The 21,976-nt window shown below is 71.2% G+C and carries 27 protein-coding genes; 13 read left to right on the top strand and 14 right to left on the bottom strand.

What is annotated here, in order from left to right:
* Positions 1 to 102: 102 nt before the first annotated feature.
* Positions 103 to 966, bottom strand: a complete 864-nt coding sequence (locus AB0B94_RS27615) for an LLM class F420-dependent oxidoreductase (protein WP_357286706.1) — start codon at positions 964 to 966, stop codon at positions 103 to 105.
* Between the two features lie 133 nt (positions 967 to 1,099).
* Here AB0B94_RS27615 and AB0B94_RS27610 point away from each other — a divergent pair, with 133 nt between their 5' ends.
* Positions 1,100 to 1,651 (top strand): hypothetical protein, encoded by a 552-nt coding sequence (locus AB0B94_RS27610; protein WP_357286703.1) that lies wholly within the window; start codon positions 1,100 to 1,102, stop codon positions 1,649 to 1,651.
* Position 1,652: 1 nt separating this feature from the next.
* On the opposite strand, the gene AB0B94_RS27605 is transcribed toward AB0B94_RS27610, so the two are convergent.
* Positions 1,653 to 2,300, bottom strand: a complete 648-nt coding sequence (locus AB0B94_RS27605; RefSeq protein ID WP_357286699.1) for a response regulator transcription factor — start codon at positions 2,298 to 2,300, stop codon at positions 1,653 to 1,655.
* The gene (locus AB0B94_RS27600; protein ID WP_357286696.1) at positions 2,297 to 3,400 is read right to left on the bottom strand and encodes a sensor histidine kinase; all 1,104 of its coding nucleotides are present in this window, start codon (positions 3,398 to 3,400) and stop codon (positions 2,297 to 2,299) included. Before AB0B94_RS27600 ends, AB0B94_RS27605 begins: the two co-directional genes overlap by 4 nt.
* Before the next feature lie 141 nt (positions 3,401 to 3,541).
* On the opposite strand from AB0B94_RS27600, the gene AB0B94_RS27595 reads away from it, so the two are divergent.
* Positions 3,542 to 4,135, top strand: a complete 594-nt coding sequence (locus tag AB0B94_RS27595; RefSeq protein WP_357286692.1) for a CDP-alcohol phosphatidyltransferase family protein — start codon at positions 3,542 to 3,544, stop codon at positions 4,133 to 4,135.
* Positions 4,132 to 4,602, top strand: a complete 471-nt coding sequence (locus AB0B94_RS27590; RefSeq protein ID WP_357286689.1) for a hypothetical protein — start codon at positions 4,132 to 4,134, stop codon at positions 4,600 to 4,602. Before AB0B94_RS27595 ends, AB0B94_RS27590 begins: the two co-directional genes overlap by 4 nt.
* Positions 4,603 to 4,615: 13 nt before the next feature.
* On the opposite strand, the gene AB0B94_RS27585 is transcribed toward AB0B94_RS27590, so the two are convergent.
* Together AB0B94_RS27585 and AB0B94_RS27580 are read right to left on the bottom strand one after the other, a co-directional pair.
* The gene (locus AB0B94_RS27585) at positions 4,616 to 5,215 is read right to left on the bottom strand and encodes a response regulator transcription factor (protein ID WP_357287128.1); all 600 of its coding nucleotides are present in this window, start codon (positions 5,213 to 5,215) and stop codon (positions 4,616 to 4,618) included.
* Between the two features lie 50 nt (positions 5,216 to 5,265).
* Complete coding sequence (locus AB0B94_RS27580; protein WP_357286685.1) at positions 5,266 to 6,426, bottom strand: histidine kinase; 1,161 nt, start codon at positions 6,424 to 6,426, stop codon at positions 5,266 to 5,268.
* A gap of 131 nt (positions 6,427 to 6,557) precedes the next feature.
* On the opposite strand from AB0B94_RS27580, the gene AB0B94_RS27575 reads away from it, so the two are divergent.
* Together AB0B94_RS27575 and AB0B94_RS27570 are read left to right on the top strand one after the other, a co-directional pair.
* The gene (locus AB0B94_RS27575) at positions 6,558 to 6,959 is read left to right on the top strand and encodes a DUF6069 family protein (protein WP_357286680.1); all 402 of its coding nucleotides are present in this window, start codon (positions 6,558 to 6,560) and stop codon (positions 6,957 to 6,959) included.
* Positions 6,956 to 7,411 (top strand): hypothetical protein, encoded by a 456-nt coding sequence (locus AB0B94_RS27570; RefSeq protein ID WP_357286677.1) that lies wholly within the window; start codon positions 6,956 to 6,958, stop codon positions 7,409 to 7,411. Before AB0B94_RS27575 ends, AB0B94_RS27570 begins: the two co-directional genes overlap by 4 nt.
* 29 nt (positions 7,412 to 7,440) lie before the next feature.
* Here the strand turns inward: AB0B94_RS27570 and AB0B94_RS27565 are convergent, their stop codons facing one another.
* A complete protein-coding gene (locus AB0B94_RS27565) occupies positions 7,441 to 8,283 on the bottom strand; it encodes a LysR family transcriptional regulator (RefSeq protein ID WP_238666813.1) in 843 nt (280 codons plus the stop codon).
* Between the two features lie 72 nt (positions 8,284 to 8,355).
* Between AB0B94_RS27565 and AB0B94_RS27560 the strand changes: the two genes are divergently transcribed.
* Both AB0B94_RS27560 and AB0B94_RS27555 read left to right on the top strand, forming a co-directional pair.
* A complete protein-coding gene (locus tag AB0B94_RS27560) occupies positions 8,356 to 8,994 on the top strand; it encodes an MFS transporter (protein ID WP_357286670.1) in 639 nt (212 codons plus the stop codon).
* The gene (locus AB0B94_RS27555; protein ID WP_357286668.1) at positions 8,904 to 9,563 is read left to right on the top strand and encodes an MFS transporter; all 660 of its coding nucleotides are present in this window, start codon (positions 8,904 to 8,906) and stop codon (positions 9,561 to 9,563) included. The genes AB0B94_RS27560 and AB0B94_RS27555 overlap by 91 nt, the downstream gene beginning before the upstream one ends.
* Here the strand turns inward: AB0B94_RS27555 and AB0B94_RS27550 are convergent.
* The gene (locus AB0B94_RS27550; protein WP_357286665.1) at positions 9,538 to 10,755 is read right to left on the bottom strand and encodes an MFS transporter; all 1,218 of its coding nucleotides are present in this window, start codon (positions 10,753 to 10,755) and stop codon (positions 9,538 to 9,540) included. The genes AB0B94_RS27555 and AB0B94_RS27550 overlap by 26 nt on opposite strands.
* A 131-nt stretch (positions 10,756 to 10,886) precedes the next feature.
* The gene (locus tag AB0B94_RS27545) at positions 10,887 to 11,756 is read right to left on the bottom strand and encodes a fructosamine kinase family protein (protein WP_357286662.1); all 870 of its coding nucleotides are present in this window, start codon (positions 11,754 to 11,756) and stop codon (positions 10,887 to 10,889) included.
* 97 nt (positions 11,757 to 11,853) lie between these two features.
* Between AB0B94_RS27545 and AB0B94_RS27540 the strand changes: the two genes are divergently transcribed.
* Both AB0B94_RS27540 and AB0B94_RS27535 read left to right on the top strand, forming a co-directional pair.
* Positions 11,854 to 12,015, top strand: a complete 162-nt coding sequence (locus AB0B94_RS27540; protein ID WP_357286658.1) for a hypothetical protein — start codon at positions 11,854 to 11,856, stop codon at positions 12,013 to 12,015.
* 32 nt (positions 12,016 to 12,047) lie between these two features.
* Positions 12,048 to 13,463 carry a serine hydrolase domain-containing protein gene (locus AB0B94_RS27535; protein WP_357286655.1) on the top strand — a complete coding sequence of 472 codons (1,416 nt, stop codon included), beginning with the start codon at positions 12,048 to 12,050 and terminating at the stop codon, positions 13,461 to 13,463.
* On the opposite strand, the gene AB0B94_RS27530 is transcribed toward AB0B94_RS27535, so the two are convergent.
* From AB0B94_RS27530 to AB0B94_RS27515, 4 genes are all read right to left on the bottom strand, one after another.
* Positions 13,422 to 14,297, bottom strand: a complete 876-nt coding sequence (locus AB0B94_RS27530; protein ID WP_357286652.1) for a DUF4253 domain-containing protein — start codon at positions 14,295 to 14,297, stop codon at positions 13,422 to 13,424. The genes AB0B94_RS27535 and AB0B94_RS27530 overlap by 42 nt on opposite strands.
* Positions 14,294 to 14,884, bottom strand: coding sequence for a DinB family protein (locus AB0B94_RS27525; protein ID WP_357286649.1), 591 nt, complete (start codon positions 14,882 to 14,884; stop codon positions 14,294 to 14,296). Before AB0B94_RS27525 ends, AB0B94_RS27530 begins: the two co-directional genes overlap by 4 nt.
* Before the next feature lie 96 nt (positions 14,885 to 14,980).
* Positions 14,981 to 16,204, bottom strand: a complete 1,224-nt coding sequence (locus AB0B94_RS27520; protein WP_357286646.1) for a cellulose binding domain-containing protein — start codon at positions 16,202 to 16,204, stop codon at positions 14,981 to 14,983.
* Between the two features lie 282 nt (positions 16,205 to 16,486).
* Complete coding sequence (locus AB0B94_RS27515) at positions 16,487 to 17,446, bottom strand: PaaX family transcriptional regulator C-terminal domain-containing protein (RefSeq protein ID WP_357286642.1); 960 nt, start codon at positions 17,444 to 17,446, stop codon at positions 16,487 to 16,489.
* Positions 17,447 to 17,539: 93 nt separating this feature from the next.
* On the opposite strand from AB0B94_RS27515, the gene AB0B94_RS27510 reads away from it, so the two are divergent.
* From AB0B94_RS27510 to AB0B94_RS27500, 3 genes are all read left to right on the top strand, one after another.
* The gene (locus AB0B94_RS27510) at positions 17,540 to 18,037 is read left to right on the top strand and encodes a YcxB family protein (RefSeq protein WP_357286639.1); all 498 of its coding nucleotides are present in this window, start codon (positions 17,540 to 17,542) and stop codon (positions 18,035 to 18,037) included.
* A 102-nt stretch (positions 18,038 to 18,139) separates the two neighbouring features.
* A complete protein-coding gene (locus tag AB0B94_RS27505; protein WP_357286636.1) occupies positions 18,140 to 18,514 on the top strand; it encodes a cupin domain-containing protein in 375 nt (124 codons plus the stop codon).
* A gap of 104 nt (positions 18,515 to 18,618) precedes the next feature.
* Positions 18,619 to 18,831 (top strand): hypothetical protein, encoded by a 213-nt coding sequence (locus AB0B94_RS27500; RefSeq protein WP_357286633.1) that lies wholly within the window; start codon positions 18,619 to 18,621, stop codon positions 18,829 to 18,831.
* A gap of 64 nt (positions 18,832 to 18,895) precedes the next feature.
* Here AB0B94_RS27500 and AB0B94_RS27495 read toward each other — a convergent pair whose 3' ends face one another.
* Both AB0B94_RS27495 and AB0B94_RS27490 read right to left on the bottom strand, forming a co-directional pair.
* Positions 18,896 to 20,350: an alkaline phosphatase PhoX gene (locus AB0B94_RS27495; RefSeq protein WP_357286630.1), complete on the bottom strand. Its 1,455-nt coding sequence runs from the start codon at positions 20,348 to 20,350 to the stop codon at positions 18,896 to 18,898.
* A 107-nt stretch (positions 20,351 to 20,457) separates the two neighbouring features.
* A complete protein-coding gene (locus AB0B94_RS27490; protein ID WP_357286627.1) occupies positions 20,458 to 21,339 on the bottom strand; it encodes an NmrA/HSCARG family protein in 882 nt (293 codons plus the stop codon).
* Between the two features lie 102 nt (positions 21,340 to 21,441).
* Here AB0B94_RS27490 and AB0B94_RS27485 point away from each other — a divergent pair, with 102 nt between their 5' ends.
* The gene (locus AB0B94_RS27485) at positions 21,442 to 21,921 is read left to right on the top strand and encodes a MarR family transcriptional regulator (RefSeq protein WP_357286624.1); all 480 of its coding nucleotides are present in this window, start codon (positions 21,442 to 21,444) and stop codon (positions 21,919 to 21,921) included.
* Positions 21,922 to 21,976: the final 55 nt, after the last annotated feature.

The following is a 21,976-nucleotide window of genomic DNA, read 5'->3' as shown; positions in this document are numbered from 1 at the left end:
GCACTCGAACAGCACATCGGCACCGCCCCCGCTCGTCTGGAGAGCGGTCGGTTGCCGGCAGCCGAGCGGCGACGGGGCCGACGGTGCTGCGGGTTTCGGACGTCAGATCAGGGCCGCGGCGAGGGCGCGGAACGCGTCGGCGGGGAACGACGTGTCGTCGCCGCCGTTGAGCACCTGGATCGCCACCTCGTCCGCGCCGGCCTGGTAGTGCTTCTCCAACCCGGCCACCACCTTCTCGACGCTGCCCCACGGGATCAGGGCGTCGACGAGGCGGTCACTGCCGCCGGCGGCGAAGTCCTCGTCGGTCCAGCCGAATCGCCGCAGGTTGTTGGTGTAGTTCGGCAGCGCGAGGTACCCGCTCGTGTACTGGCGGGCGGTGGCACGCGCGGTGGTGGGGTCCGCGTCGAGAACCACAGCGACCTCGGGGGCGAGCAGCCGGTCGGGCCCGATCGCCGCCCGCGCTTCGGCGGTGTGCTCGGCAGGGACGAAGTACGGGTGCGCCCCGGTCGAGCGGTCGCGGGAGAGTTCGAGCATCCGCGGGCCCAGTGCCGCCAGGATGCGCCGCTCGGGCGAAAGACCGGCCGCGTCGAGGCCGTCGAGGTACTGCACCATCCGTGAGTACGGCTTGCGATAGTCGGTGCCGCCGCTCTCCACCACCACCGCGTGGCTGGCGCCGATACCGAGCAGGAACCGGCCGGGATGCGCCTGCTCCGCGTCCTTGGCGAACGCCGCCGCCTCGGGAGGCGACGAGTGCCAGATGCTGACGATCCCGGTAGCGACCCCGATGCGCGTGGTCCCGTCCAGGATCTCCCGGAAGCGGGGAGCGACGTTCTCGCCGAAACCACCGGAGAACCAGATTCGTGAGTAGCCGAGGTCCTCCAACTCGGTCGCGGCGTCGATGGCCGCGCCCCGACTCTCGCTAGCAAGGAAGAACGGTTGCCATACGCTGACGAGTCGTTGTGCCATAGCGCAACCCTACGACCCATCAACCGCTGACCGCGTCAGCTAGCGCTTCCAAGCCCGATGTGAACGGGCCGACAGGGCCGCCGGCAGAGTCTGTGGGGTCAAGCGCCGAGCCGGTCGACGATAGCCTCGCGGCGTGGGTTCAACCTGGTCGATGACCAAGCGGCTCAGCCTGATGTGGATATCGACCGTGCTCCTGCTTGTGCTGTTCGCGCACGGACCGCGTGTCGAGTACCTGCCGATCGAGGCGGTCACCGGCGGCGTCTGGGCGGCGCTCCTCGGCGCGGGGGCGATCCTGTCGAGCAGGTTGGCCAGGCGGGGGCACGGCAAGAGTGCCATTGCGCTGCTGTGCGTGGCTGCCCTGGTTGCCTGCGATGTGGCGGTCGTCGTCGACAGTGCGTTGATCTACGACGGGGCCGGTTACTGGACGCTCAACGGTGGTGTCGGCCTGCCGTACTCGTACGCGCCGTTGTGGTATCCGGCCTCGCTGCTGCCGGGGACCGATGTCGTCGGCATCGACCAGACGGCCATCACGGCGGGCGATGTCGAGTGGCAGGCTGAGCACGTCGCTCCGGTGGCCGTGGTGCTGACCATCGCGTCGGCCCTCGTCATCGCCGTCGTGGCGAGGGCGCTGACCGGGGGGCGGCAGGCCAGCCCGCAGCGCCGGCCGATCCGTACCGGCTCCTGACTCAGGGCGTCAGGCCGGCCTGGATCGCCAGGATGGCTGCTCGTACGCGATCACGGCTGCCGGTCTTGGCCAGCACGTTCGTGACGTGGGTCTTGACGGTGCTCATGGACAGGTAGAGGCGTTCGGCGATCTCGTTGTTGTTGAGCCCCGCGCCGATCAGGGCGAGCACGTCGGTTTCCCGGGCGGTCAGCTGGTAGGCCGCCAACTCCACGCGGGTGGCCGGGCCGGTCGCGCGGACCCGTTCGAGTACGGCGCCGGTGACCTCGGCGGAGAGGACCGCCTCGCCGGCCGCGACGGTGCGCACCGCGGCGATCAGCTCGCGGGCGCTGGACCGCTTGAGCAGGAACCCTCGTGCGCCGGCGGCGATGGCGTCCAGGACGTAGGCGTCGTCATCGAAGGTGGTGACGACGATGACGGCCGGGGCGTGGGGGATCGTGGCCAGCTCGCGGGTGGCTTGCAGGCCGTCGAGCACCGGCATGCGGATGTCGACGAGGGCGACGTCGATGCGGGAGTCTCGACGTACGGCGTCGAGGAACTGCCTGCCGTCGGCCGCTTCGGCCGCGACCTGAATGTCGGGTTGGGACCGCAGGATCAGGCTGAAGCCGTCGCGGACCAGTTCCTGGTCGTCGGCGATCGCAACGCGGATCATGTGTTCGCCACCGGCAGGTTGGCCTGCACCACCGTGCCGCCGCCGGGGCGGTGGCTCAGCTCCCAGCTCCCGCCGCGCGCGGCAACGCGTTCCCCGATGCCGAGCAGGCCCGAGCCGCTCGTTGGTGTGCGGGGCGGGCCGACGCCGTCGTCGCTGATCCGCAGGCGGGCATGATTGCCGACGCGGGCCAGTTCGACCCAGGCCTGGCTGGCTCCCGCGTGGCGGGCGATGTTGGTGAGGGCCTCCTGGGCGATGCGGTAGGCGGTCAACACGCCGATCTCGTCCAGGCCCGGCTCGGGGTCCACCTGGACGCGCACCGTCACGCCCTGCTGGCGCAGCGGCTGGGCGAGCAGCTCGTCGATGTCGGACAGGCGCGGCGGGGCGCTCACCGCTATCGACGCGTCCGGATCGCGCAGGTGCACGACGAGTGTGTCCAGCTCGCTCAGTGCGGTGCGGCCACTGCCCGCGATCGCCCGCAGCGCCGCCCCCGGGTCGTCACTGAGCTGGCCCGCCTCGGCCTGCACCACCATCGCTGTGACGTGGTGGCCGACCACGTCGTGCAGCTCGCGGGCCAGATTGGTGCGCTGTTCGAGCCAGGCGGCCTGGCCGCGCAGGTCGTCTGTCTCCCGGGTCAGGGCCCTGCCGCGTGACCACGATCGCAACAGGATCGCCAGGAGGTAGCCGGCTGTCACGAAGAAGAACGGCTGCTCGTACACCCCTCGCTCGTTGAACAGCGCGGTGACGAGGGCGCCGGCCGCGCCGATCAGGCCACCCACCCACCCCAGCCACGGGTGTCGGGCCGGGTCCTCGCAGACCGAGACGAACACCAGGCCGGCGGCCGCCAAACCCAACTGCACCGACTCGCCGGTGCTCACGAGGGCCACGAATCCCGCGCAGACCGCGAAGACGAGAGTTCGGTGGCGGGGGCGCAGCGCCGCGGCCCCGAGGCCGACCGGCAGCACCAGCCACGCCCAGCCTGCCGGCACCGAAACGCCGTCCTCGACGGTGGTGACCACGGCGGCGATGATCAAACCAACCGCACCGTACGCGAGTCGGCGCACTCGCTCGGGGTCGCGCACCAGGTCCCGGATGCCAGTCATCACCTGCACAGTCTCCGTGACCAGCCGGAGGACCGGCCAGTACCCAGGTACCGGATCGGCCGGCACCCTGGTACCACCCTCGGGACCAGATCGGCACCGTGGCATTTTCCGCGACAACGCTCACCGGACGACTCTGCGGAGGTGACTCTCGTCGACTCCCGCGCCGCCATCACCGTCGGCCCGCTCCGTACGGTGCCCAACTACATCACCGCCATTCGCACGGTCGCCGCTGTCACCGTCGGTGTCGTGGCCCTCGCCTCCGGGTCGGTGGCATTGATGGCGGTATCGTACGGTATCTACTGGCTTGGTGACATGCTCGACGGCTGGGCCGCCCGCCGTCTCGGACAGGAGACCCGCGCCGGGGCCGTCTTCGACATCGTGAGCGACCGCGCCTGCACCGCCGTACTCTGCGTGGGCCTGGTCTCCCTCGTGCCGGACGTCGCGGTCGTGGCAGTGGTCTTCCTGCTCTCGTTCCTGGTGCTGGACACCATGCTGTCGCTGGCGTTCCTGTGCTGGCCGGTGCTCAGCCCCAACTACTTCCACCTGGTCGACCGGCGGGTGTGGGCGTTGAACTGGTCGCCAGTGGCCAAGGTCGCCAACACCGCCGGCGTCATCGGCGCCATCGCGTTCGGGCAGCACCTGCTCGCGCTGGGCGTCGCCGTCGCCGTCGTCGCGGTCAAGCTGTGGTCGGTCGCGGCGGTGGTCCGGCTGCTCGAACGGGACGGCCGGGCATGAGCAGCCTCGCCGAGGCCGTGGTGGCGCTCGGCTACGGTGTCGCGTCGGCGCTCGTCCCGATCGTCAACGCCGAGGCCTACGCGGTGGTCGCCGGGCAACGCGGCTGCCACGCGCTCGTCGCCGTGGTCGCCCTGGCGCTCGGCCAGACCGTCGGCAAGCTGCTGCTGTTCGAGTCGGCGCGTCGCGGATCGGGACGGCTGGCCCGGACGGTCGCAAAACGGGGAAAGTCAGGTCGCGCGGCGGCTCGGGCCGCGCGGTGGACCGAGCCGATCCGGCGCTGGCTCTCCCGCCGCCGCACCGCACTACCGACAGTGCTGGCCTCCGCCGCGGTCGGGGTGCCACCGCTGGCCGTCGTCAGCCTCGCCGCCGGCACCGCGGGCCTTCGACGCTGGGAGTTCGCCGTCGCCTGCCTCTCCGGGCGGGTGATCCGTTTCGCCCTGCTCGTCCTGCCAGCGGTGCTGGCCTGACCCCGGCTCCCGGTCAGAGGAGCCGACCGTCGTGGGCGAGCAGGGCGATCTGGGTGCGGTTGTCGAGATCCAGCTTGGTCAGGATGTGCGAGACGTGGGCCTTCACCGTCGTCACGCTCATCAGCAGCTCGCCGGCGATCTCGGCGTTGGAGCGCCCCTGCGCGATGGCCAGCACGACGTCGCGTTCCCGGGGCGTGAGCAGGGCCAACCGCTGCTGCGCCCGCTCGTGGGACTCGGCCCCCGAGGCGACCCGCTGCATGAGGCGGCGCGTCACGCCCGGAGACAGCATCGGGCTGCCGGCCGCCACCGCGCGGACCGCCTGACTGATCTGCTCGGGCGGGGTGTCCTTGAGCAGGAAACCGCTCGCGCCGGCCCGGAGGGCTCGCACCACGTGCTCGTCGGTGTCGAACGTGGTGAGCACGATGATCTCGGGTGGCCGGTGGCGGCGGCGCAGCCGCTCGGTGGCGGTGATGCCGTTGACGCCGGGCATCCTGATGTCCATCAGCACCACGTCGGGCAGGTGCCGGTCCACCGCCGTGATCGCCGTGGCGCCGTCGGCGGCCTCGCCCACGACGACGATCCCGTCGGCGCCGTCGAGCATCAGCGTGAGCATTCCCCGTACGAGGGGATCGTCGTCCACGATGACAACCCGGATCGGAACCGTCACGTCGGCCACGGCAGCCACGCGGTGAGCTGGAACCGGCCGGCGGCGTCGACGTGGTGGGCGACCCGACCGCCGGTGAGCGCAGCCCGTTCGGCAAGGCCGATCAGGCCGGTGCCGGCGCTGCCGGTGGCGCTGCTGTCGGGCGTCGTCGGGTTGCTCACCGCGATGCTGAGGCCGGAGCCGGGCGCGCCGCCGAGCACCAGCCGGACCGGCTGACCGACGGCGTGCTTGCGGGCGTTGGTCAGTGCCTCCTGCGCGATCCGGTACGCGGTGCGGCCGACAGTCGGGGGGATCTCGACCGGCGGGCCGAGCCTGTCGTCGACCTCGATCTGTTGCCCGGCGGCCCGCGCCTCGTCGACCAGGCACGGCAGGTCGGCGAGGGTCTGCCCGGGCGGCGCGTCGGTCGGCGAGTCGGTGTCGTCGCTGCGCAGCAGGGTGATGACCTCGCGCAACTCGTCGAGGGCGTGGTGTGCGCTGGCCCGGATCACCCCGGCGGCGGCGCTGAGCCGCTCGGGCGGTGCGTCCGGCCGGTACTCCATCGCACCGGCGGCGGCCGCCAGCAGTGACAGCCGGTGTGCCAGCACGTCGTGCATCTCCCGCGCGATCCGGCTACGCTCCGCCGCCCGCGCCTCGTCGACCCGTCGTTCCTGCTCCTGCTCGGCCCGCCGGGCCCGGTCCCGCAGCGCCGCCAGCAGGGCGTTGCGGGCCTGCGCCCAGGTGCCCCAGCCGAGCAGGGCCGCGTAGGCGATCGTCATCAGCACCAGCCGCCACCCGTACGGCAGGCTGGGCACCGGTCGCCAGAACGCCTGCACCGCCTCGCCCGCCACGCCGACCGCCGCCACCGCCGCCGCTTGCCGAAACGGCCGGTTGCGGGCGATGAACAGCACCGCGAAACTGGCCACCGGCGTGAGCACCGGAGACAGCGCGACGAGCAGGCCGGCCAGCACGCCACCGACCTGCGGGCGGCGGACGACCACCGGAACGAGGGCCAGGGCGGCCACCGCCAGCGCGACGTCGACGCCGACCAGGCCGGCGGAGCTGGACCGGGTGGCGGACCACAGCATGGTCGCGACGAGGACGCCGATCGCCACCGTCGTCACCACCACCGGGACGGAACGCCACGTCCGCGGCGGCTCGACCTCGCACGTCGCCGCATCCACATCGCGCACGCTACTGGGCTCGCGGCGGTCCGGACCACCTCCTTTGGTAGTACGCCGAGCGGCCGGCGGACGTACCCGCTGCGGCGTCTCGACCGACGCGTCCGGCCCGGCCCGGTCCGCAGACTCAGGCCATGACGAACAACCTTCTCCTGGCACGGGCCGCGGTGGCGGCCGGCGCGACAGTGGTGGCGGTGGTCGAGTTCGCGCTGCTGAACTCGGTGGCCGGCGTCGACCTGGCGGTCAGGTCCGCAAACTCGACCCGGCAGATCACCGTGGCCGCTGTCATCGCGGCCACCGTGGTCGCGGCACTGGCCGGCTGGGCGCTGCTCGCGGTGCTGGAACGCCGCACCGGCCGCTCCCGCGTCTGGTGGACCTCGATCGCGGTCATCGTGCTGCTGCTGTCGCTCGTGGTCGGGCCGCCGAGTGGCGTCGGCGGGGCAGCGAAGGCGACCCTCGCGCTGCTGCACCTGAGCGTCGGCGTCATCCTCATCCTCGGCCTGCCCCGGTCACGTCCGGAAGGGGCGAACCGATGACCACGCTGACCGTACGCAAACAGGACGGGGCCTTCGTCCTCGACTCCGGGGGGCGCGCTTCGCTGCGTACCGGCTGGACCTGGCGGTGCGGCGAGATCCGCACCGGCACCGGCCGCTGGACCGTCGCGCCGACCGGCCGCCGACGCATCGGGTTCACCGCCCAGGGCGAGCACGGCGTGCCGGTGCGGCTCGATCCGGGCCGGTCGCACGTGCCGGGGCCCGGCGGGGTGGCCCGCTGGTCGCCCGGCCGCTGCGGGGGTGAGCTGGTACGCGACGGGCACCGCCTCGCGGTACGCCTGCCCGGCCGACGCGGCGGGCCGATCCGCGTCGAGGTCACCGGCGAGTGGGCCGAGCTGGAGCTGGTGGTGCTCACCGCCTGTTTCGCGCTGATGAGTCAGCGGCGGCGACGCACCCTGATCGTGATGGCTGTCGTCAGCGCGGGCAGTGGGTGACCGCCGGACCCTACGGTGAGGGTGAGTGCTCAGACGATGCGACGGAGCACCGTCTCCACGGCGTCGATCAGTGGATCACCCTCGGTCCGGGGGTGCCGGGCGAGACCGAACTCCACGTCCGGCAGGGCGGGCAGGGCATCAGTGTCGCGGCAGATCATGACCGGTTCGAGGTTCGCCGGCATGAGTGCCGCGACGCCGAGTCCGGCCCGTACCGCGGCGAGCACCCCGACCAGGCTGTTGCTCTCGAAGGCCACCCGCCAACGCCGATCGGCGGTCTCCAGCGCGTCCAGCACCGACGTACGCCAGGAGCACGGGTTGGAGAAGAGCACCACCGGCAGCGGATCGGCGCTCACGTCCACACCCTGCCCGGTCGCCCAGACCAGCGGGGCGCGCACCGTCCAGCGCGGCGGACCGGGAATGTCCGGTACCGCGTCCAGCACGAGTTGGACGCGGCCCGTGTCGTAGGCCTCCCGCATGGCCACGTTGGAGCAGCTGAGCACTTCCAGGGTCGCGCCGGGGTGCAGCCGGGCGAGGTCGGCGAGGGCCTGCGGAAGGTGGGACGCGGCGAGGTCTTCGAGCAACCCCACACCACAGTGGCCGGTGAGCGCGCGTCCGGTTTCGGCGAGCGCCTGCGCGGAGAGCGAGAGGATGCGTTCGGCGTACGGCAGGAGTTCCTCGCCCGCCCGGGTCGGCGAGACACCAGACGACGACCGGTGCAGCAGTGGACGACCGACGACGCTTTCGAGCTTGCGTAGCTGCTGGCTGAGGCCGGGCTGGGTCTGCCCGAGAGCGGTCGCGGCACGGCTGATGCTGCCCTCCCGCACGGCGGCGACGAACGACCGCAGCAGGGCGGTCTCCAGATCCTTTGCCATAAGAAATCATTATGCCAGCCTCAACGAAATCGAGTCTTCTTATGGCGGGCGGGTGGAACTAGCGTCAACCGGGTGACCAGCTACCGGCGGGTGCTCGCCGTGCCAGGGATGGCGCCGCTGCTGGGCGTCTCGTTGCTCGCCCGCACCGCGATAACGGCCGACGTGATGGCGCTGACCCTCGTGGTCGTCCTCGGCCTGGAGTTGAGCTACGCGGCGGCCGGTGCGGTCGCGGCGGCCCTGACCGCCGGAGTGGCGCTGGGTGGGCCGCTGCTCGGCCGCATGATCGACTCACGGGGCCTGCGCCTTGTCCTGCTGGTGACCGCCACCGCGCAGGTCGTGTTCTGGCTGGGTGTGCCGGTCCTGCCGTACGGGTTCCTGCTGGTCGCCAGCTTCGTCGCCGGCCTGTTGATGGTGCCGGCCCAGGCGGTCAGCAGACAGGCGATCGCCGCGATGACGACGGCGGAACAGCGCCGGGCCGCGTTCGCGCTGGAATCGGTGCAGGGCGAACTGTCGTACATCGTGGGGCCGGCGGTGGTGATCCTGGGCGCGGCGACGGTGTCCCCGACGTGGTGGCGTGGGGGGTCGGCGCCGCGATCCTGGCCGGCGGCGTCGGAATCGCCGTGCTCAACCCACCGATGCGCGGCCGGGACGAGGCGGACGCCGCGGCGGCGGAACGACCTGCGCGCCGGCAGTGGCTGGACGCCAGGATGATCGCCGCGCTGACGATGGCGTTCGGGACGACGACCCTGCTCAGCGGCGTCGACCTCGCCATCGTCGCCACGCTGCGGGAGGCAGGTCAGGTGTCCTGGGCCGCAGTGGTGGTCGTGGTGTTCGGCGTGTCGTCGGTCATCGGCGGGCTGGTCTACGGCGCGCTGACCCGGCCACTGCCGACCTGGCTGCTGCTCGGCCTGCTCGGGCTCGTGACGATTCCGGCCGGGCTGGCCGGCGACTGGCAGTGGTTGTGCGTGGCGGTCGTCGGCAGCGGGCTCCTCACCGCGCCGACCCTCGGCACGGTGGCCGACGCGGTGAGCCGGTTGGCGCCACCCGGTGTGCGGGGCGAGGTCATCGGTCTGCAGTCCTCGGCGCAGAGCGCCGGCTTCGCGCTCGGCGCCCCGCTGGTCGGCGTGGCGATCGACCTCTCCGTGCCGGCGGGCGGGTTCGCGACGGCCGGGCTCGCCGGCCTCGCCGCCGCGGGGACCGGATATCTGCTGTCCCGCCGCTCACCCGCGCGGACAGCGGGAGCGAGCACGCCGATCAGCGTTCAGACCCGCGTGCCGTAGCTGAGGGACGGGCGAGTGTCGGCGCCGGCGCGACGACGCGGCCGCGACGCGCGTCCACGGCGAGCAGCGTCAGGGCGGCCAGCGTCAGCAGCCCGCCGGCGAGCGCCAGCGGGCGTGCCCCCAGGGCGGGCAGGAGGGCGCCGCCGAGCAGTGACCCGCCGGCGATGCCGGCGTTGAAGGCGGTGCTGACCCCGGCCGACGCGATGTCGGTGCTGCCCGGGGCCAGTTGCAGCATCCGGTTCTGCACGGCGGAGCCGAACGCCGCGTACGCGAGGCCGATGCCGGCCAGAAGCGCTACCACGCCCGGTTTGAGCGCGCCGAGCGCGTAGAGCCCGAGCAGCGAGGCCGTGCCGATGCCCAGCGGCGTCAACAGCGAAGCGATCGGTCGGGTGTCCAGAGTCCGGGCCGCGACCAGGGTGCCGACGACACCGGCCGCGCCGGAGACGAACAGCAGCGGCGCCAGCACCGCGTCGGCGAAGCCGCTGACGTCGAGCAGGAACGGTGTCACGTAGGTCTGCAGGGTCATGAAGCCGCCGATGCCGAGGGCGGTGGCGATCAGCAGGACGGCGAAGCGCCGGCCGTCCGGTGCGCTGCCCCGGGCCGCGCCGCCGGCGGCCGGGGGATAGGAGGGGAGAAGGAGCAACACCGCGGCGGCGATCGCCACACCGATCCCGGCCAGCACAGCGAACGACGCGCGCCAGCCGGCTTGCTGCCCGAGCCAGGTGCCCAGGGGTACGCCGAGCACCGGAGCGAGCGTCGCCCCGGTCGCGAACAACGCCACCGCCCTACCGCGCACCGCGACCGGGAAGGGCCCGATCACTGTCGCCGTGGCGACGGACCAGAACAGCGCCTGGGCGAGGGCGGTCACCAGGCGGGTGCCGGCCAGCACGGCGTACGTCGGCGCGAGCGCGGCGGCGGCGTTCGCGGCGGCGAACAGGAACATCGTGACACCGAGCAGGTGCCGCCGGGGGACCCGCTGGGTCAGTCGGGTCAGCGGTACGGACGCCAGCACCACCACCACTGCGTACCCACTGACCAGCAGACCCACCTGCGAGCGGGAGCGGTCCAGATCGGGTGCGATGTGGGTCAGCAGACCGACGGGCAGCAGCTCGGTAGTGATGAACGCGAACGCGGCGAGGGAGAGCGTGACGAGCACCGCCCTGGCCCTTCGCGGCGACACCTGCGGTGCCATGGCCCCACCCCCCAGTGAAGTGGTCACCGTAACGAGGGCCTGACCTTGGGCCGCTCGCGGGCCTCGACGGAGGTCGACCACGTTGCCGCGACAGTCCGGCCGCTCGCCCCGTCCGGCGGCCGGACCTCCGGTCAGGTTCGGGTCCGGAACGGGGCGAGGACGGCGCGGATCTGATCGGCAGCGCCCCAATCGTCGTCGAACTGGGCCAGCACGGCGAGGTGTTGTCGCAGCTGGATGACCGGCATCCGGGCCTCCCAGCCGGCGTCCAGCGCGGTCAGCTCCGCGTAGACCTCGAACATCCGTCGAGCCTCGGGCGGGGGCGAGGTGGACCACACGTGCGCGAGGTCGACCTCGGCCCACAGGTACGACACGGCCGGGTCGATCAGCGCCGGCTCTCCGTCCGCGGTGGCCAGGATGTTCTGTGCCCACAGGTCGCCGTGTGTCAGACACGCCGGACGCTCCGGCAGCAGGTCGGGCAGCCGGTCGCAGAGCCGTTCCAGCGCCGACCGGTCCTCCGCGTCGAGCGCCGCCTCGACGCGGGGCTCGTCGAGCCAGCGCAGCAGCCGGTGCTCCGCGAAGAAGGCGAAGCCGTCGTCGTTCCACGTGTTGACCTGGCGGCGACGGCCCAGCCAGTTGTCGTGGTGCCAGCCGAAACGGGGATGGGTGGTACTCAGGTGCAGGCCGGCGAGCAGGTGTGCGACCTGCTCCCAGAAGGCCTCGCTGCGCGGCCTCTCGCTCAACACCGACAACACCAGGACGTCGCGATCCGCCAGAATCACCTCGGGCGTCGGCACACCGCCCAGCTCGCGCAGGGCGGCCAGCCCGTCCGCCTCGGCGCGGAAGACGTCGTCGGCCGGCGGGTCGTCGAAGGCCTTGACGAACACCGGCGGGGCATCCCGGCGGGTGGCGATGCCGGCGAGCGCCGCGAGCCCGCCGGTCGCCGGCCGCACCGTGACGACCTCGCGCATACCGGCCCGGTGCAGACGCTCCAGTAGGGTCACGGCAGGCTCCTCAGGTCCGGCGTACGAGGTCGTCCGATCCTATGTGGTTGATCACGGATCGCCCTGCCGGCGGCGGGGGCGTTGGACACTGCTGGGCATGGGTCACGTGTCGACGACCGGCCGCAGCGCCCGGGGCAACGGAGGACGACACCTGCTGTGGGTCGACCCGGCCCGGGAACTGGTCCTCGTCTCGCACTGGACCGAAGAGCCGCTCGGTCTGATCCGGGAGGTCTCTCGTACCGTCACGAGCCCCAGTTGATCCACCGGTGGGCGCGGCCGAGAATCGACGTCGTGGATTTGCCTCAGGACTGGGTCTCGCTGCTGGGCGAGCTTGACCGGCAGGTGTCGTCCGGGCGGCTCTCACCGGACACGGCGGCGCTGTCCGAGCTGATGAGCAGCTACGACGTGCCGGGGGTCAGCATCGCCGTCGGCCAGATGGGCGCGCAGGTCCGGGCGGCAGGGTTCGGCGTCACGGCGGCCGGGACGTCAACTCCGGTTACCGCGAGCACCGCCTTCGCCGCCTGTTCGATCAGCAAGCACGTCGCGGCGTTCGGCGCGCTGCGACTGGTCCAGGCCGGTGTCCTGGACCTCGACGGCGACATCGGCGACTACCTCACCTCGTGGCACCTGCCCGGCCGGGAAGACCAGCAGGGAGTCACGGTACGACAGCTGCTGGCGCACACTGCCGGACTGTCCGACACCTGGTACCGCGGCTACGCCGCGGATCCCGCCCCGTCGCTGTTGCAGGTCCTGGACGGCACCGGCACGACGACTACGCCACCGGTTCGGCCGACCCTGTTGCCGGGTAGCCGTTTCCGGTACTCGGGCAGCCACTACTCGGTGCTTCAGCAGGTGATGGTGGACGCGACCGGAACCCCGTTCGAAGACCTCCTGCGAACTCTGGTGCTGGAACCGCTGGCCATGGCCGACAGCAGCTTCGACAAGCAGTTTCCGCACCAGCGACCGGATCAGGTGGCGCATGGCCACCACGGCGGCGGCACCAGGATTCCTGGCGGCTGGCGAACGCAACCGGAGCTGGCCGCGGCCGGACTGTGGAGCACCCCTACCGACCTGCTCCGGCTCGACCTCGAGATCGCCCGGGCCGTCTCGGCAGGTTCGAAGCTGCTCGACCACGACCTGGCCATCCAGATGTGTACGACGCAGATTCCTGGCGGCAGCTACGGCCTCGGTACCGAACTCGACGAACGCGCCGAGCGTCGTCGTTTCGGGCACACCGGGTTGAACGTCGGCTACACCTGCTTCTCCTACGTCTGGCCGGACAGCGGCATCGGGGTAGCGGCGATGACCAACTCGGAGGATGGCTGGGAGCTGCTGGTCAGCATCCGCGCCGCCGCGGACCGTCGCTACGCCGCCGCCAGAGTCACCGCCGCGCCGCCTGCGGATGTCACGGGCCGTTACGTGCTGCGCGACGACTACCCGATCGACATCGCGCTCACCGACGGCCACCTGACCCTCGCCGCCTCAACCCAGCAACCGGTTGTCCTCCTGGCAGGCCCGGACGGTAGCTACCGACACCCGGACCTCGATCTGGAGGTGCGTTTCGTCCGGACCGACGACCAGCCCCACGTCCTCGAACTGCGCCAGGAAGGGCTCACGCAGACCGCGAGGCCGGTAACCGGGGGGCAACTGGAACAGCCAACGCTGTCAGGGTCGGTTGTGGACGAACCACGCGTCACCGGCCGGTAGGGCGACGGCGACTTCCCACTGGCTCAGTTCGAGGTCCGGAGCGAGCGCCTTGAGCTGACCGGCGGCAGCCCACGCCTCGTCACCCGGCGTCGGGCGACGACCCACCTGGAACTGGAGCATGGTGTCCCATGATGCGACCAGGCGGGCGTCCCACCGGTGCCGCCACCGCGCCAGCACTTCGGCGAGCCCTTGGTGTTCCTCCTCGGTGAGCGCACCGTAGAAGTCCACCCAGTACGCCGAGGCGCGGACGTCGCTGGTGGGCAGCAACATGAGCAGGACGCTGTCCGGCGTATACCAGTAGTCGGTCTGCGTCACGAGCCGCACGTTGCCAAGCACCTGGGCGTGCAGGTCGGCGTCGGCGAGCAGCCCGTCGTACAGCGCCCGCTCCAGCACCGGAAGTGGTGCCGGCAGCACCACATCCGGCACCAGGGCGCTCAGGTCGACGCCGGTCGTGCCACGCGCGTAGAACTCGATCTCGTCCTCGTCGACCTGGTGGTCCTCGCTGTGGTGGCGGTAGGTCAGCCAGGGTTCGCAAGACGCCGCCGCCTCGACGAACGCGCGCAGCTCCGACTCCGACGGGCCCCGCTCGGGCTCGGACCGGATGGTCAGCGCGTCGTCGAAGTCGTCGGTGACCATGACGGGTCGGCGTCCGATGACCGGCACCAGCGCGTCGGCGGCCTGCCAGACCTCGTGCAGCCGATCGGGGTCGACGTCGGCGACGAGGAGGGTGCCCGACGGGCCGTGCCCGATCGGCAGGCCGGCCAGTGGCGTGCCCACGAACGCCGCTTCGACCTGGGCCAGCTCGTCTCGCCCGTCGACGGGTTCGCCGATCACGCGAAGTGGTCGGCCAGCTTCGTCAGCTTGCTGACGTACGCCGGCCAGTCGTAGTCGTCGGGGATGTTGGGGTTGCCCTGTCGAAGGCCGATCGTTGTGTCGTGCTGTTCGCGGATGATGTCGGCGTGCCCGGCGTGACGGGCGAGATCGCAGGTCACGTGGATGATGATCCGCTGCAGGGTCACGTCCTGCGCGCCGGGCCGCCACCACGGCACCTGCCCGGGCGCGTCGAGCGACAACTCGTCGATCGTCTGGTCCGCGAACGCGCCGACCCGGCGATACAGGTCGATCAGCCCGTCCTTCGTCTCGTCCTCCCGGGCGTACCAGTCTGCCTGGGGGTCCTCGTCGAACGCCGCCATCGGGACCAGCTCGTCAGGGGTCGGGAAGTCGCGGCCGAAGGTGGGCCCGAAGTAGCCGGCTTCGACATTGAGGCAGTGCTTGATGATGCCCAGCAGGTTGTTGCCGGTCGCCGTGCGGGGCAGCCTGACCTCACGTTCGCTGAGCCCGTCGAGCTTCCAGATGAGGTCCTCGCGGGTCCCGCGAAGGTAGGCGTGCAGCGCGGCCTTCGCATCGCTCAGATCAGCCATGCCGGCCAGTCTTCCCTATCCGGCGGGCCGTCGCGCACCCACGGCGGGCCGGTGCCGGGGCACCGGCCCGCCGAGCGGATCGATTTGTCTGGGGTGTCAGCTTCCGGCGCAACTCGCTGTGGCTCCGCTGCCGCTGCCGGTGCCCTGGAATCCGAAGCTGGTGGCCTGACCTGCGGCCAGTCTCCCGTTGTAGCTCTGGTTGGCGACGGTGATGGTCCCGCTGGTGCCGCTGCTGACGCCGTTCCAGAGCGAGCTGACCGACGCGCCGCTCGGTAGGGTGAGGGTGACCCGCCAGCCGGTCAGCGCTGTGGATCCCGCGGTGACGCTGACGTTGGCGACGAATCCGCCGTTCCACTGGTCCTGGACGGAGTAGACAGCGGTGCAGCCGGGGGTGCCGGTCGGCGGCGGTGTCGTCGGCGGTGGCGTGGTCGGCGGTGGCGTGGTCGGAGGTGGCGTGGTGGGAGGCGGAGTGCCGTCGTCGAGCGTCAGGTTCTTCTGCTGGACGCTCCACTGGCTGCCGCACAGACCGCAGTCGGCGCCGACGAAGTTGCGGCCGGCGGTGGTGTCGCCCTTCAGCCGCCATTTGAGGTAGAGAGTCGCCACCCGGCCGAACTCGCCGCCGTTGGCCTGGTCGTAGGTGCCGCCATGCCCGACGTTCAGGTTGCCCATGAACGCGGGCAGGCCGGCGGGCAGCTTGCCCCAGTCGTCAATGGCGTTCGGGTAGGCGATGTCGCTGGGCCCGCCGACGAAGTAGGCGATCGGCTTGGTCAGTCTCCTGAGCTGGTAGTCGTCGGCGTCGTTCAGCAGTCCGCTGCTGAAGATGCCGGTCGTGGTGACGCGCGGGTCGTTCGAGACGGCGTACGCCTCCAGTCCTCCGCAGGAGAAGCCCGCGACGGCGACCTTGCTCGTGTCGATCTTGTTGTAGTACTTGCTGCCCTGCCGGGAGTTCTCCGCTACCGCCCAGTCGATGGACTGGGTGAGCATCTGGGAGGTGGTGGAGCCGGAACCGTTCGGGGCGCCGTTGGCGATGGCGAGGAAGCCGTGGGAGGCGATCTCGCGGAGGAAGTTGCCCTGGGAGAGGCCGTTGGCCGAGCAGCCGCCGTTGCCCCACACGACGATGGGTAGGCGTTCGGACGGGAGGGTCTGCGGTCGGAAGATGGTGTGGTTGGCCAGGGTGGCCGAGGTTTCGTAGTCGGCGGGGTAGGGGCCGGAACCGCCGATGGCGGCGGACGCCGGTGTCCCGCCGAGCGCCATGATCACGGAGGTGACCGGGACGATGGCGGCCGCCAGCCCCGCGTAGATCTTCGCTCGCCTTCTCATTGCACCCTCCAGGAACAGTCACTGTGGCGCTCCCCGCGGTGGCGGTTGGGTCACTCGCGTCCCGACGAGAGTGGTCAGCGCTGGCCACGGGTCTGGTCGACGGGGGCGCGTCGCGGCCTGAGTGGCGGCCGTGCCCTCGGTCGCCACTGCCCGCTCATTCAGCGCCGGCGACCGCCCGGCCGCGGTCCCTACAGGCGCTCCGATGGGAGCTGTGTGCAGTTACTATCACTGTCGCAACGAAAAGTGTCAATGTCTGGTTGGCTCTGAGTGGCCGCGACGCCGTCAGCCGGGGCGTGGGCCGCTGCCGTGGGTTCCGCCGGTCGGCTCGGGCCTTGATGGATCCCTCGACGCCTGGAAGTGGGTGATCCACGAGGCGGCATCCGGCCAGTGCGGAGTTGCCACCTCGACCAGGCGCGCCTGAGCGAGCGAGCCGAGCGTGGTGTGGATGTCGAGGAAGGTCTCCCTGGCCTCCTGGCGAGGCCAGGGCTCCGGCAGCAGGTGTGGGGGGAGGTCCGGGTCGATGTCGGCGAACTTCCGCCAACAATCCATCGCGGAGGTCCGAGCCACCAGCGCCCGGGCCGGATCCACCTCCCCGGTGCGCGCGGCTGCCCGCAGCTCCGCGTACTGCTCGATGAAGGCCGAGTACGCCGAGGCGAGGCCGGTCAGGTCGTACGCGGAAGCCGGCCCGTGTGGCCCTGCCTCCTCGTCGAACCGGGCGTGCAGGACCGACCATCGGGCACCCTCGACGTGCTGCAGCAGCGCGTGCAGCGCCTCCCGCGCCGGCGCGGCGTCGGATCCCGGCCGGATCCACACGCTGTCGTACAGGCCCACGAACCCCAGTGCGGTGAACGACCTGCGCAGCGCATGGCGGGACGCCTGGCCGGCGCTCGGAACGGAGAAGGAGGCCAGCACCCATTCGCCGGTCCAGGGCGTCGGGTGGGAGCCGAAGTTCAGGAAGTGCCGCATCCGGGAGCGGTGCTTGGCGATCGCCTGCGGCGTGAGGTGGTAGACCGGCGACCGGTCCTTCCTCCGCGCCGCGATGAGACCACGTTTGACCAGCCGGGACAGCGCGGCACGGGCGCTGGACTCGCTGATCCCGAACTCGCGCAGAATCGCGATGACCGCCGTCGACGGCAGGTCGGCGTCGGAGGAGTCCAGGTACTCGCCGAGCACTGTCGTCAGCAGATGCTGCGGGCTCGACCCCGCCTGGGCCCGGGGCACTCGGACGTCGTCGGCGTTCACCTCATCAGACTGCCGCACCCGGATGCCCACGGCTTGTCAGGTGTGGCGGGGCAAGGCGCCTTCCGGGGCGGGTGGAGGCATTATCGTTTCGGCGTGCACATCCGCTTTGACGTTCCCGCCGATCCCGCCTACCCGAGCCGGGTGGCCGCTGCCCTCGGCAACGTCCGGCTACGCAGATTCGGCTACATCGGGGCGGTCCTGACGGCGGTCGGGGTCATCGGTCTCGTCGTCTCGCGGGGGTTCGGGTGGGGCGAGCGGAGTTCGCCGCTGTGGACCGCGCTGGTAGTGGCCGGCGTGCTGTCGATGCTGTACCGGCCGTGGGTGCTGGCGCGCGCCCGACGCCGTTCCGGTAGTTACGCCGTCGAGGGCGCCTACGACATCACCGATGACAACATCATGATGCGCAGCGGCTCGGAGTCCGGCGGCATCGCCTGGGACGGGGTCGCCCAGGTGCAGGACGCCGGCGACTTCTGGGTCGTGTACGTCGGCCGAATGCCGGCGACCGTGATCCCCCGCTGGCTGATGTCCGCCGAGGATGCCGAGACGTTGCGGGCCTACATGACCGAACGAGGGCTGCTGCCCCGTCGGTGAACTCGGCATCCCCGCCCCTGATCGTCTGCGGCTACCTATCCTCGACGGGGATGCACCATTCCGAGTCATGGCCGTCGGCCCGACGGCTCACAGGAGGCCGTCATGAGCACCAAGGATCGACCCGAGGGGATCAGCCCCACAGCGGTGGAGTCAGCGCCAGGGCTGTGGCGGATCGATCTGCAACGGCACGACCTCAGCATCCCCGGGCGAGAGGTCATTCAGACTCGGGTGGAGTTCACTCCGGATTCGCCACCGTTCAAGCATTTCCACCCCGGCGAGGAGATCATCTGCGTTCTGCAGGGAACGCTCGAATATCGGCTGGAGGGGCAGCCACCGGTGGTGTGCAATGCCGGCGACGCGCTCACCGTTCCATACGGTGTGCACCACCAGGCCCGCAACGTTGGCGAGGGTATCGCCGTCGAACTGGCCACGTACGTCGTCGAGAAGGGGAAACCACTTCTCACGAAGGTGCAGTGAGATCTCCACGGTCGGCGATGGACCACCGCCGGCCGGGCGGACAGCGGTGGCCCGATCCACGTCGCACCGTTTAGCCGATCGGCGCCTCGGGCAGAAGGCACACCATGACGAATGAACGGGTCAGGTCTGTCGGTGGCTACACCATGCGGATCCTCGGCGTGCTGGCGGTCGTCGTGGGCGTGCTGGGGATCGTCTCCAGTCTGTCTCAGGGCAACCTCGTCGGGGTGATCCTCGGCGTCGTCTTCATCGTCGGCGGGGCGTTCCTGCTCAAGCGCTCGGGCCCAGCGGCGACACCGAGGCCGCGCAGCACGCACTGACGGCTGCGGGGTTCTGGTCGCCGGGGCCAGGCGAGGTCGCCTGGCCCCGCACGTTCGGGCTCGGTCAGCCCAGGTACTTCTCCCACGGACCGGTGATGGCCAGGGTGAGGCCCGGGTCCTGCATGTTGACGAAGAGCACCTTGCCGTCCGCGCTGAAGGTCGGCCCGCAGAACTCCGAGTCGTTGAGCTGGTTGCGGGCGATCGCGTACGTGGGCCCGCCCGGGATCGTGCTGAGCACGTGCGAGGCGCCGGTGCCGTCCTCGGCGAGCACGAGGCTTCCCCACGGAGTGACTGTCACGTTGTCCGGGCCGTCGAAGGTGAGGTCGGTGTACTTGACGGCCGCGCCCTCCTCGGACTGGGTCTGGTGCGGGAAGTACGTCACCAGCTGGATGGTCTGGTTCCGGTAGTTGTAGAACCACACCATTCCGTCGTGCGGCGCCGCGTCCGCCGGCAGGTCACCCTCATCCCAGGCGTACGAGTTGACCACGTACACGCCCTCGTCGGTGGCCCACACGCCCTCGAACTTGCGCCCGCGGGTGACCTGACCGTCGGCGAACTGCTCGCGCACCGACGTGGTGCGCGCGTCGCGGTCCGGCACCTCGATCCAGCGGACCGGGAAGGGGCGACCCAGCTGGGCGGAGGTCAGGTACGCGACGTCCGGCAGCACCGAACCGTCATCCATGATGATCTGCATCGCGGCGAGGACGCCGGCGTTCGGTGCGAGGCGGGTGAGCACGCCCGGGCCCAGCTTGACGCCGTGTGGCGCCGTCCAGCGGTAGAAGAGGCCGTTGGGCTCGTCGGCGTCCTCGGAGAGGTAGATCCGGGTGCGGTCCTTGTCGACGGCCAGGGCCTCGTGGGAGTAGCGGCCCAGGCACTTGATCGGCTTCGGGTCGGCGCTGCCGTCGGCCCACACCTCGAAGACGTAGCCGTGGTCCTTCTGGTAGACGCCGGCCCGGCCGCCCTCTTCCCACGTGTCGCCGGCCCGGTCCTCGGTCTCCTCGCAGGTGAGCCAGGTGCCCCAGGGGGTCGGCCCGCCGGCGCAGTTGGAGATGGTGCCGGAGAGCGCCACGAACTCACCCAGGTTGCGGCCCGCGAGGTCGGTCCTGATCACGGTGCAACCACCGGCGTCGACGGCGCCCGCGTCGTAGACCGTTCCCTTGACGTGCGGCACGCCGAACTCGGCGCCCGGGTCGATCTCGTGGTTCTGGATGAGGGTGTACCGGCCGTGGCCGGCGTCGTAGACGGCCATGCCGTCATGATCCGACGGGGTAACGCCCTGGCCGCGGTCGAGTCGGGTGACACCGGTCCGGGTGATCACTGTGTAGCTGAAGCCCTTGGGCAGGGCCAGGATTCCCCTGGGGTCGTCCACGAGCGGCGGGAAGGGCACGTTACCGGGCTTCACCGGCGGGTGCGGCCGGGCCGGGCTGGCCTGGGCCAGGGACGGCAGACCGCCCGCGACGGCAAGGCCGACGCCGGCGGCGGTGCCACTGGCGAGGAAGGTACGACGAGAGGAAGGCACGTGGATCAACTCCTGGTCCAGGCAAGTGCGACGTCTGGCAGCCAACTCCTTCGGGCGAACAGCGACACGTCACCAATGGGATCGGGCGGTGACATCGGAGTTAAGAGTCAGGGTCGCGCACGCGTCGCCGGCAGCAGGGTGGGCCAGTCCTGGGCGGCGGCCCAGTCGGCGAAGCTGTGCCAGCCGACTTCCGGGTAGTCGCGACGCAGCGCGGCGACGTCGACGGCCAGGCCCACGGTGCTGAAGTAGTCGAACATGGCCGCCAGGTCGGTGGACCGCTGTCGGACCTGGGCCAGCGGCACCTGCGCGTGGGTGATGGGGCTGCCGATGGCGCCCGCCAGGATCTCGGCCAGTTGGCTGGGTGTGCGTTCGTCGGAGGCGATGTCGATGCGGCGACCGGCGAACTCGTTCGAGCGCTGGAGGACGAGCGCGGCGAAGGTGCCGATGTCGACCGCCGGGATGAGGGTGAGCGGCCGGTCCGCGGGCATCGGCCAGGCGAAGGTGCCCCTGCGCAGGCCGTCGAGCGTCCAGCCGCTGGCGTAGTTGTCCATGAAGGCGGCTGGCGCGATGACCGTCCAGGGCACCGTCGAGGTGCGCAGATGCTGCTCGACCATGTGTTTGCTCTCGTAGTGCGGGACGCCGGTGTCGCGGTCGGCGTGTGCGACGGTGCTCAGCACGAGGTGGCCGAGGCCGGCGGCTGCCGCGGCATCGACGAGGGCCCGGCCCTGCCGGACCTCGGTGGCGAGGTCGCTGCCGAACGGCGTGGTGACAGCGAACAACGAGTCGGATCCGGCGAGCGCGGCGTCGAGGGACGCGCTGTCGTCGAAGTCGGCCTGGCGCACCTCCGCCCCGAGGTCGCGCAGGGCTTCGGCGGCCGGCGAGGTGGGCTGGCGGGTGATGGCGCGTACCCGCTGACCGGCCGCCAGCAGGGCGCGGGCGGTGGCACCGCCCTGGGCTCCGGTGGCGCCGGTGACGGCGACGGTGAGCATGGGTTCTCCAGGAGGTAAGATAGCTGCGTAACGCATTAACTGCGCCACGCAGCAGATTATGGTGGATTGCTGCGTCGCGCAACTGATTGGGATGTGATGCGGATGACTGCGAAGCGTCGAACCCGGCTGTTCGAGGAGCTGTCGATGGCGTCCCGGCGTTATCTGGCCTCGTACGTCCTGTTCAACCAGGCCATCGCCGATCACCTGGGGCTCCACCCGACCGACGTGCAGTTCCTGAGCCTGCTCTCGGCGGCTCCCGCGCCGCCCACCGTGCGCGAGGTCGCCGAGATGACCGGCCTGACCACGGGATCGGCCACCCGACTGGTCGACCGGCTCGAACGTGGCGGCTACGTCAAACGGACGCCCGATCAGCAGGACCGGCGCCGGGTGCTGGTCACCCCGGTGCCGGATCGCCTCGACCGGGTCACAGCGGTCTGGAACGACCTCGGCCAGTCCTGGCAGACACTTCTCGACGAGCACACCGACGAGGAGCTGGAGGTGGTCACACGCCACATGAACCGAGCGCACGACCTCAGCCACGCCCAGATGCGTCGCCTGCGGTCCCAACCCAAGCCCGACTGAGACCCGCGGCGCCGGGCTTGACCTTGACGCTGCGTCAACCCGCCATGCTGCCGCC

It is taken from the genome of Micromonospora sp. NPDC048986, assembly GCF_040649335.1.
In the GTDB taxonomy this organism is placed as follows: Bacteria; Actinomycetota; Actinomycetes; order Mycobacteriales; family Micromonosporaceae; genus Micromonospora; species Micromonospora alfalfae.
This window is presented reverse-complemented; position numbering and strand designations above follow the sequence as displayed.

Coding starts and splice junctions, on each gene's coding strand:
- AB0B94_RS27615 (WP_357286706.1), bottom strand. CDS start 966: ATGGCACAACGACTCGTCAGCGTATGGCAACCGTTCTTCCTTGCTAGC.
- AB0B94_RS27605 (WP_357286699.1), bottom strand. CDS start 2,300: ATGATCCGCGTTGCGATCGCCGACGACCAGGAACTGGTCCGCGACGGC.
- AB0B94_RS27600 (WP_357286696.1), bottom strand. CDS start 3,400: ATGACTGGCATCCGGGACCTGGTGCGCGACCCCGAGCGAGTGCGCCGA.
- AB0B94_RS27590 (WP_357286689.1), top strand. CDS start 4,132: ATGAGCAGCCTCGCCGAGGCCGTGGTGGCGCTCGGCTACGGTGTCGCG.
- AB0B94_RS27585 (WP_357287128.1), bottom strand. CDS start 5,215: ATGCTCACGCTGATGCTCGACGGCGCCGACGGGATCGTCGTCGTGGGC.
- AB0B94_RS27575 (WP_357286680.1), top strand. CDS start 6,558: ATGACGAACAACCTTCTCCTGGCACGGGCCGCGGTGGCGGCCGGCGCG.
- AB0B94_RS27570 (WP_357286677.1), top strand. CDS start 6,956: ATGACCACGCTGACCGTACGCAAACAGGACGGGGCCTTCGTCCTCGAC.
- AB0B94_RS27565 (WP_238666813.1), bottom strand. CDS start 8,283: ATGGCAAAGGATCTGGAGACCGCCCTGCTGCGGTCGTTCGTCGCCGCC.
- AB0B94_RS27550 (WP_357286665.1), bottom strand. CDS start 10,755: ATGGCACCGCAGGTGTCGCCGCGAAGGGCCAGGGCGGTGCTCGTCACG.
- AB0B94_RS27540 (WP_357286658.1), top strand. CDS start 11,854: ATGGGTCACGTGTCGACGACCGGCCGCAGCGCCCGGGGCAACGGAGGA.
- AB0B94_RS27525 (WP_357286649.1), bottom strand. CDS start 14,884: ATGGCTGATCTGAGCGATGCGAAGGCCGCGCTGCACGCCTACCTTCGC.
- AB0B94_RS27520 (WP_357286646.1), bottom strand. CDS start 16,204: ATGAGAAGGCGAGCGAAGATCTACGCGGGGCTGGCGGCCGCCATCGTC.
- AB0B94_RS27505 (WP_357286636.1), top strand. CDS start 18,140: ATGAGCACCAAGGATCGACCCGAGGGGATCAGCCCCACAGCGGTGGAG.
- AB0B94_RS27500 (WP_357286633.1), top strand. CDS start 18,619: ATGACGAATGAACGGGTCAGGTCTGTCGGTGGCTACACCATGCGGATC.
- AB0B94_RS27490 (WP_357286627.1), bottom strand. CDS start 21,339: ATGCTCACCGTCGCCGTCACCGGCGCCACCGGAGCCCAGGGCGGTGCC.
- AB0B94_RS27485 (WP_357286624.1), top strand. CDS start 21,442: ATGACTGCGAAGCGTCGAACCCGGCTGTTCGAGGAGCTGTCGATGGCG.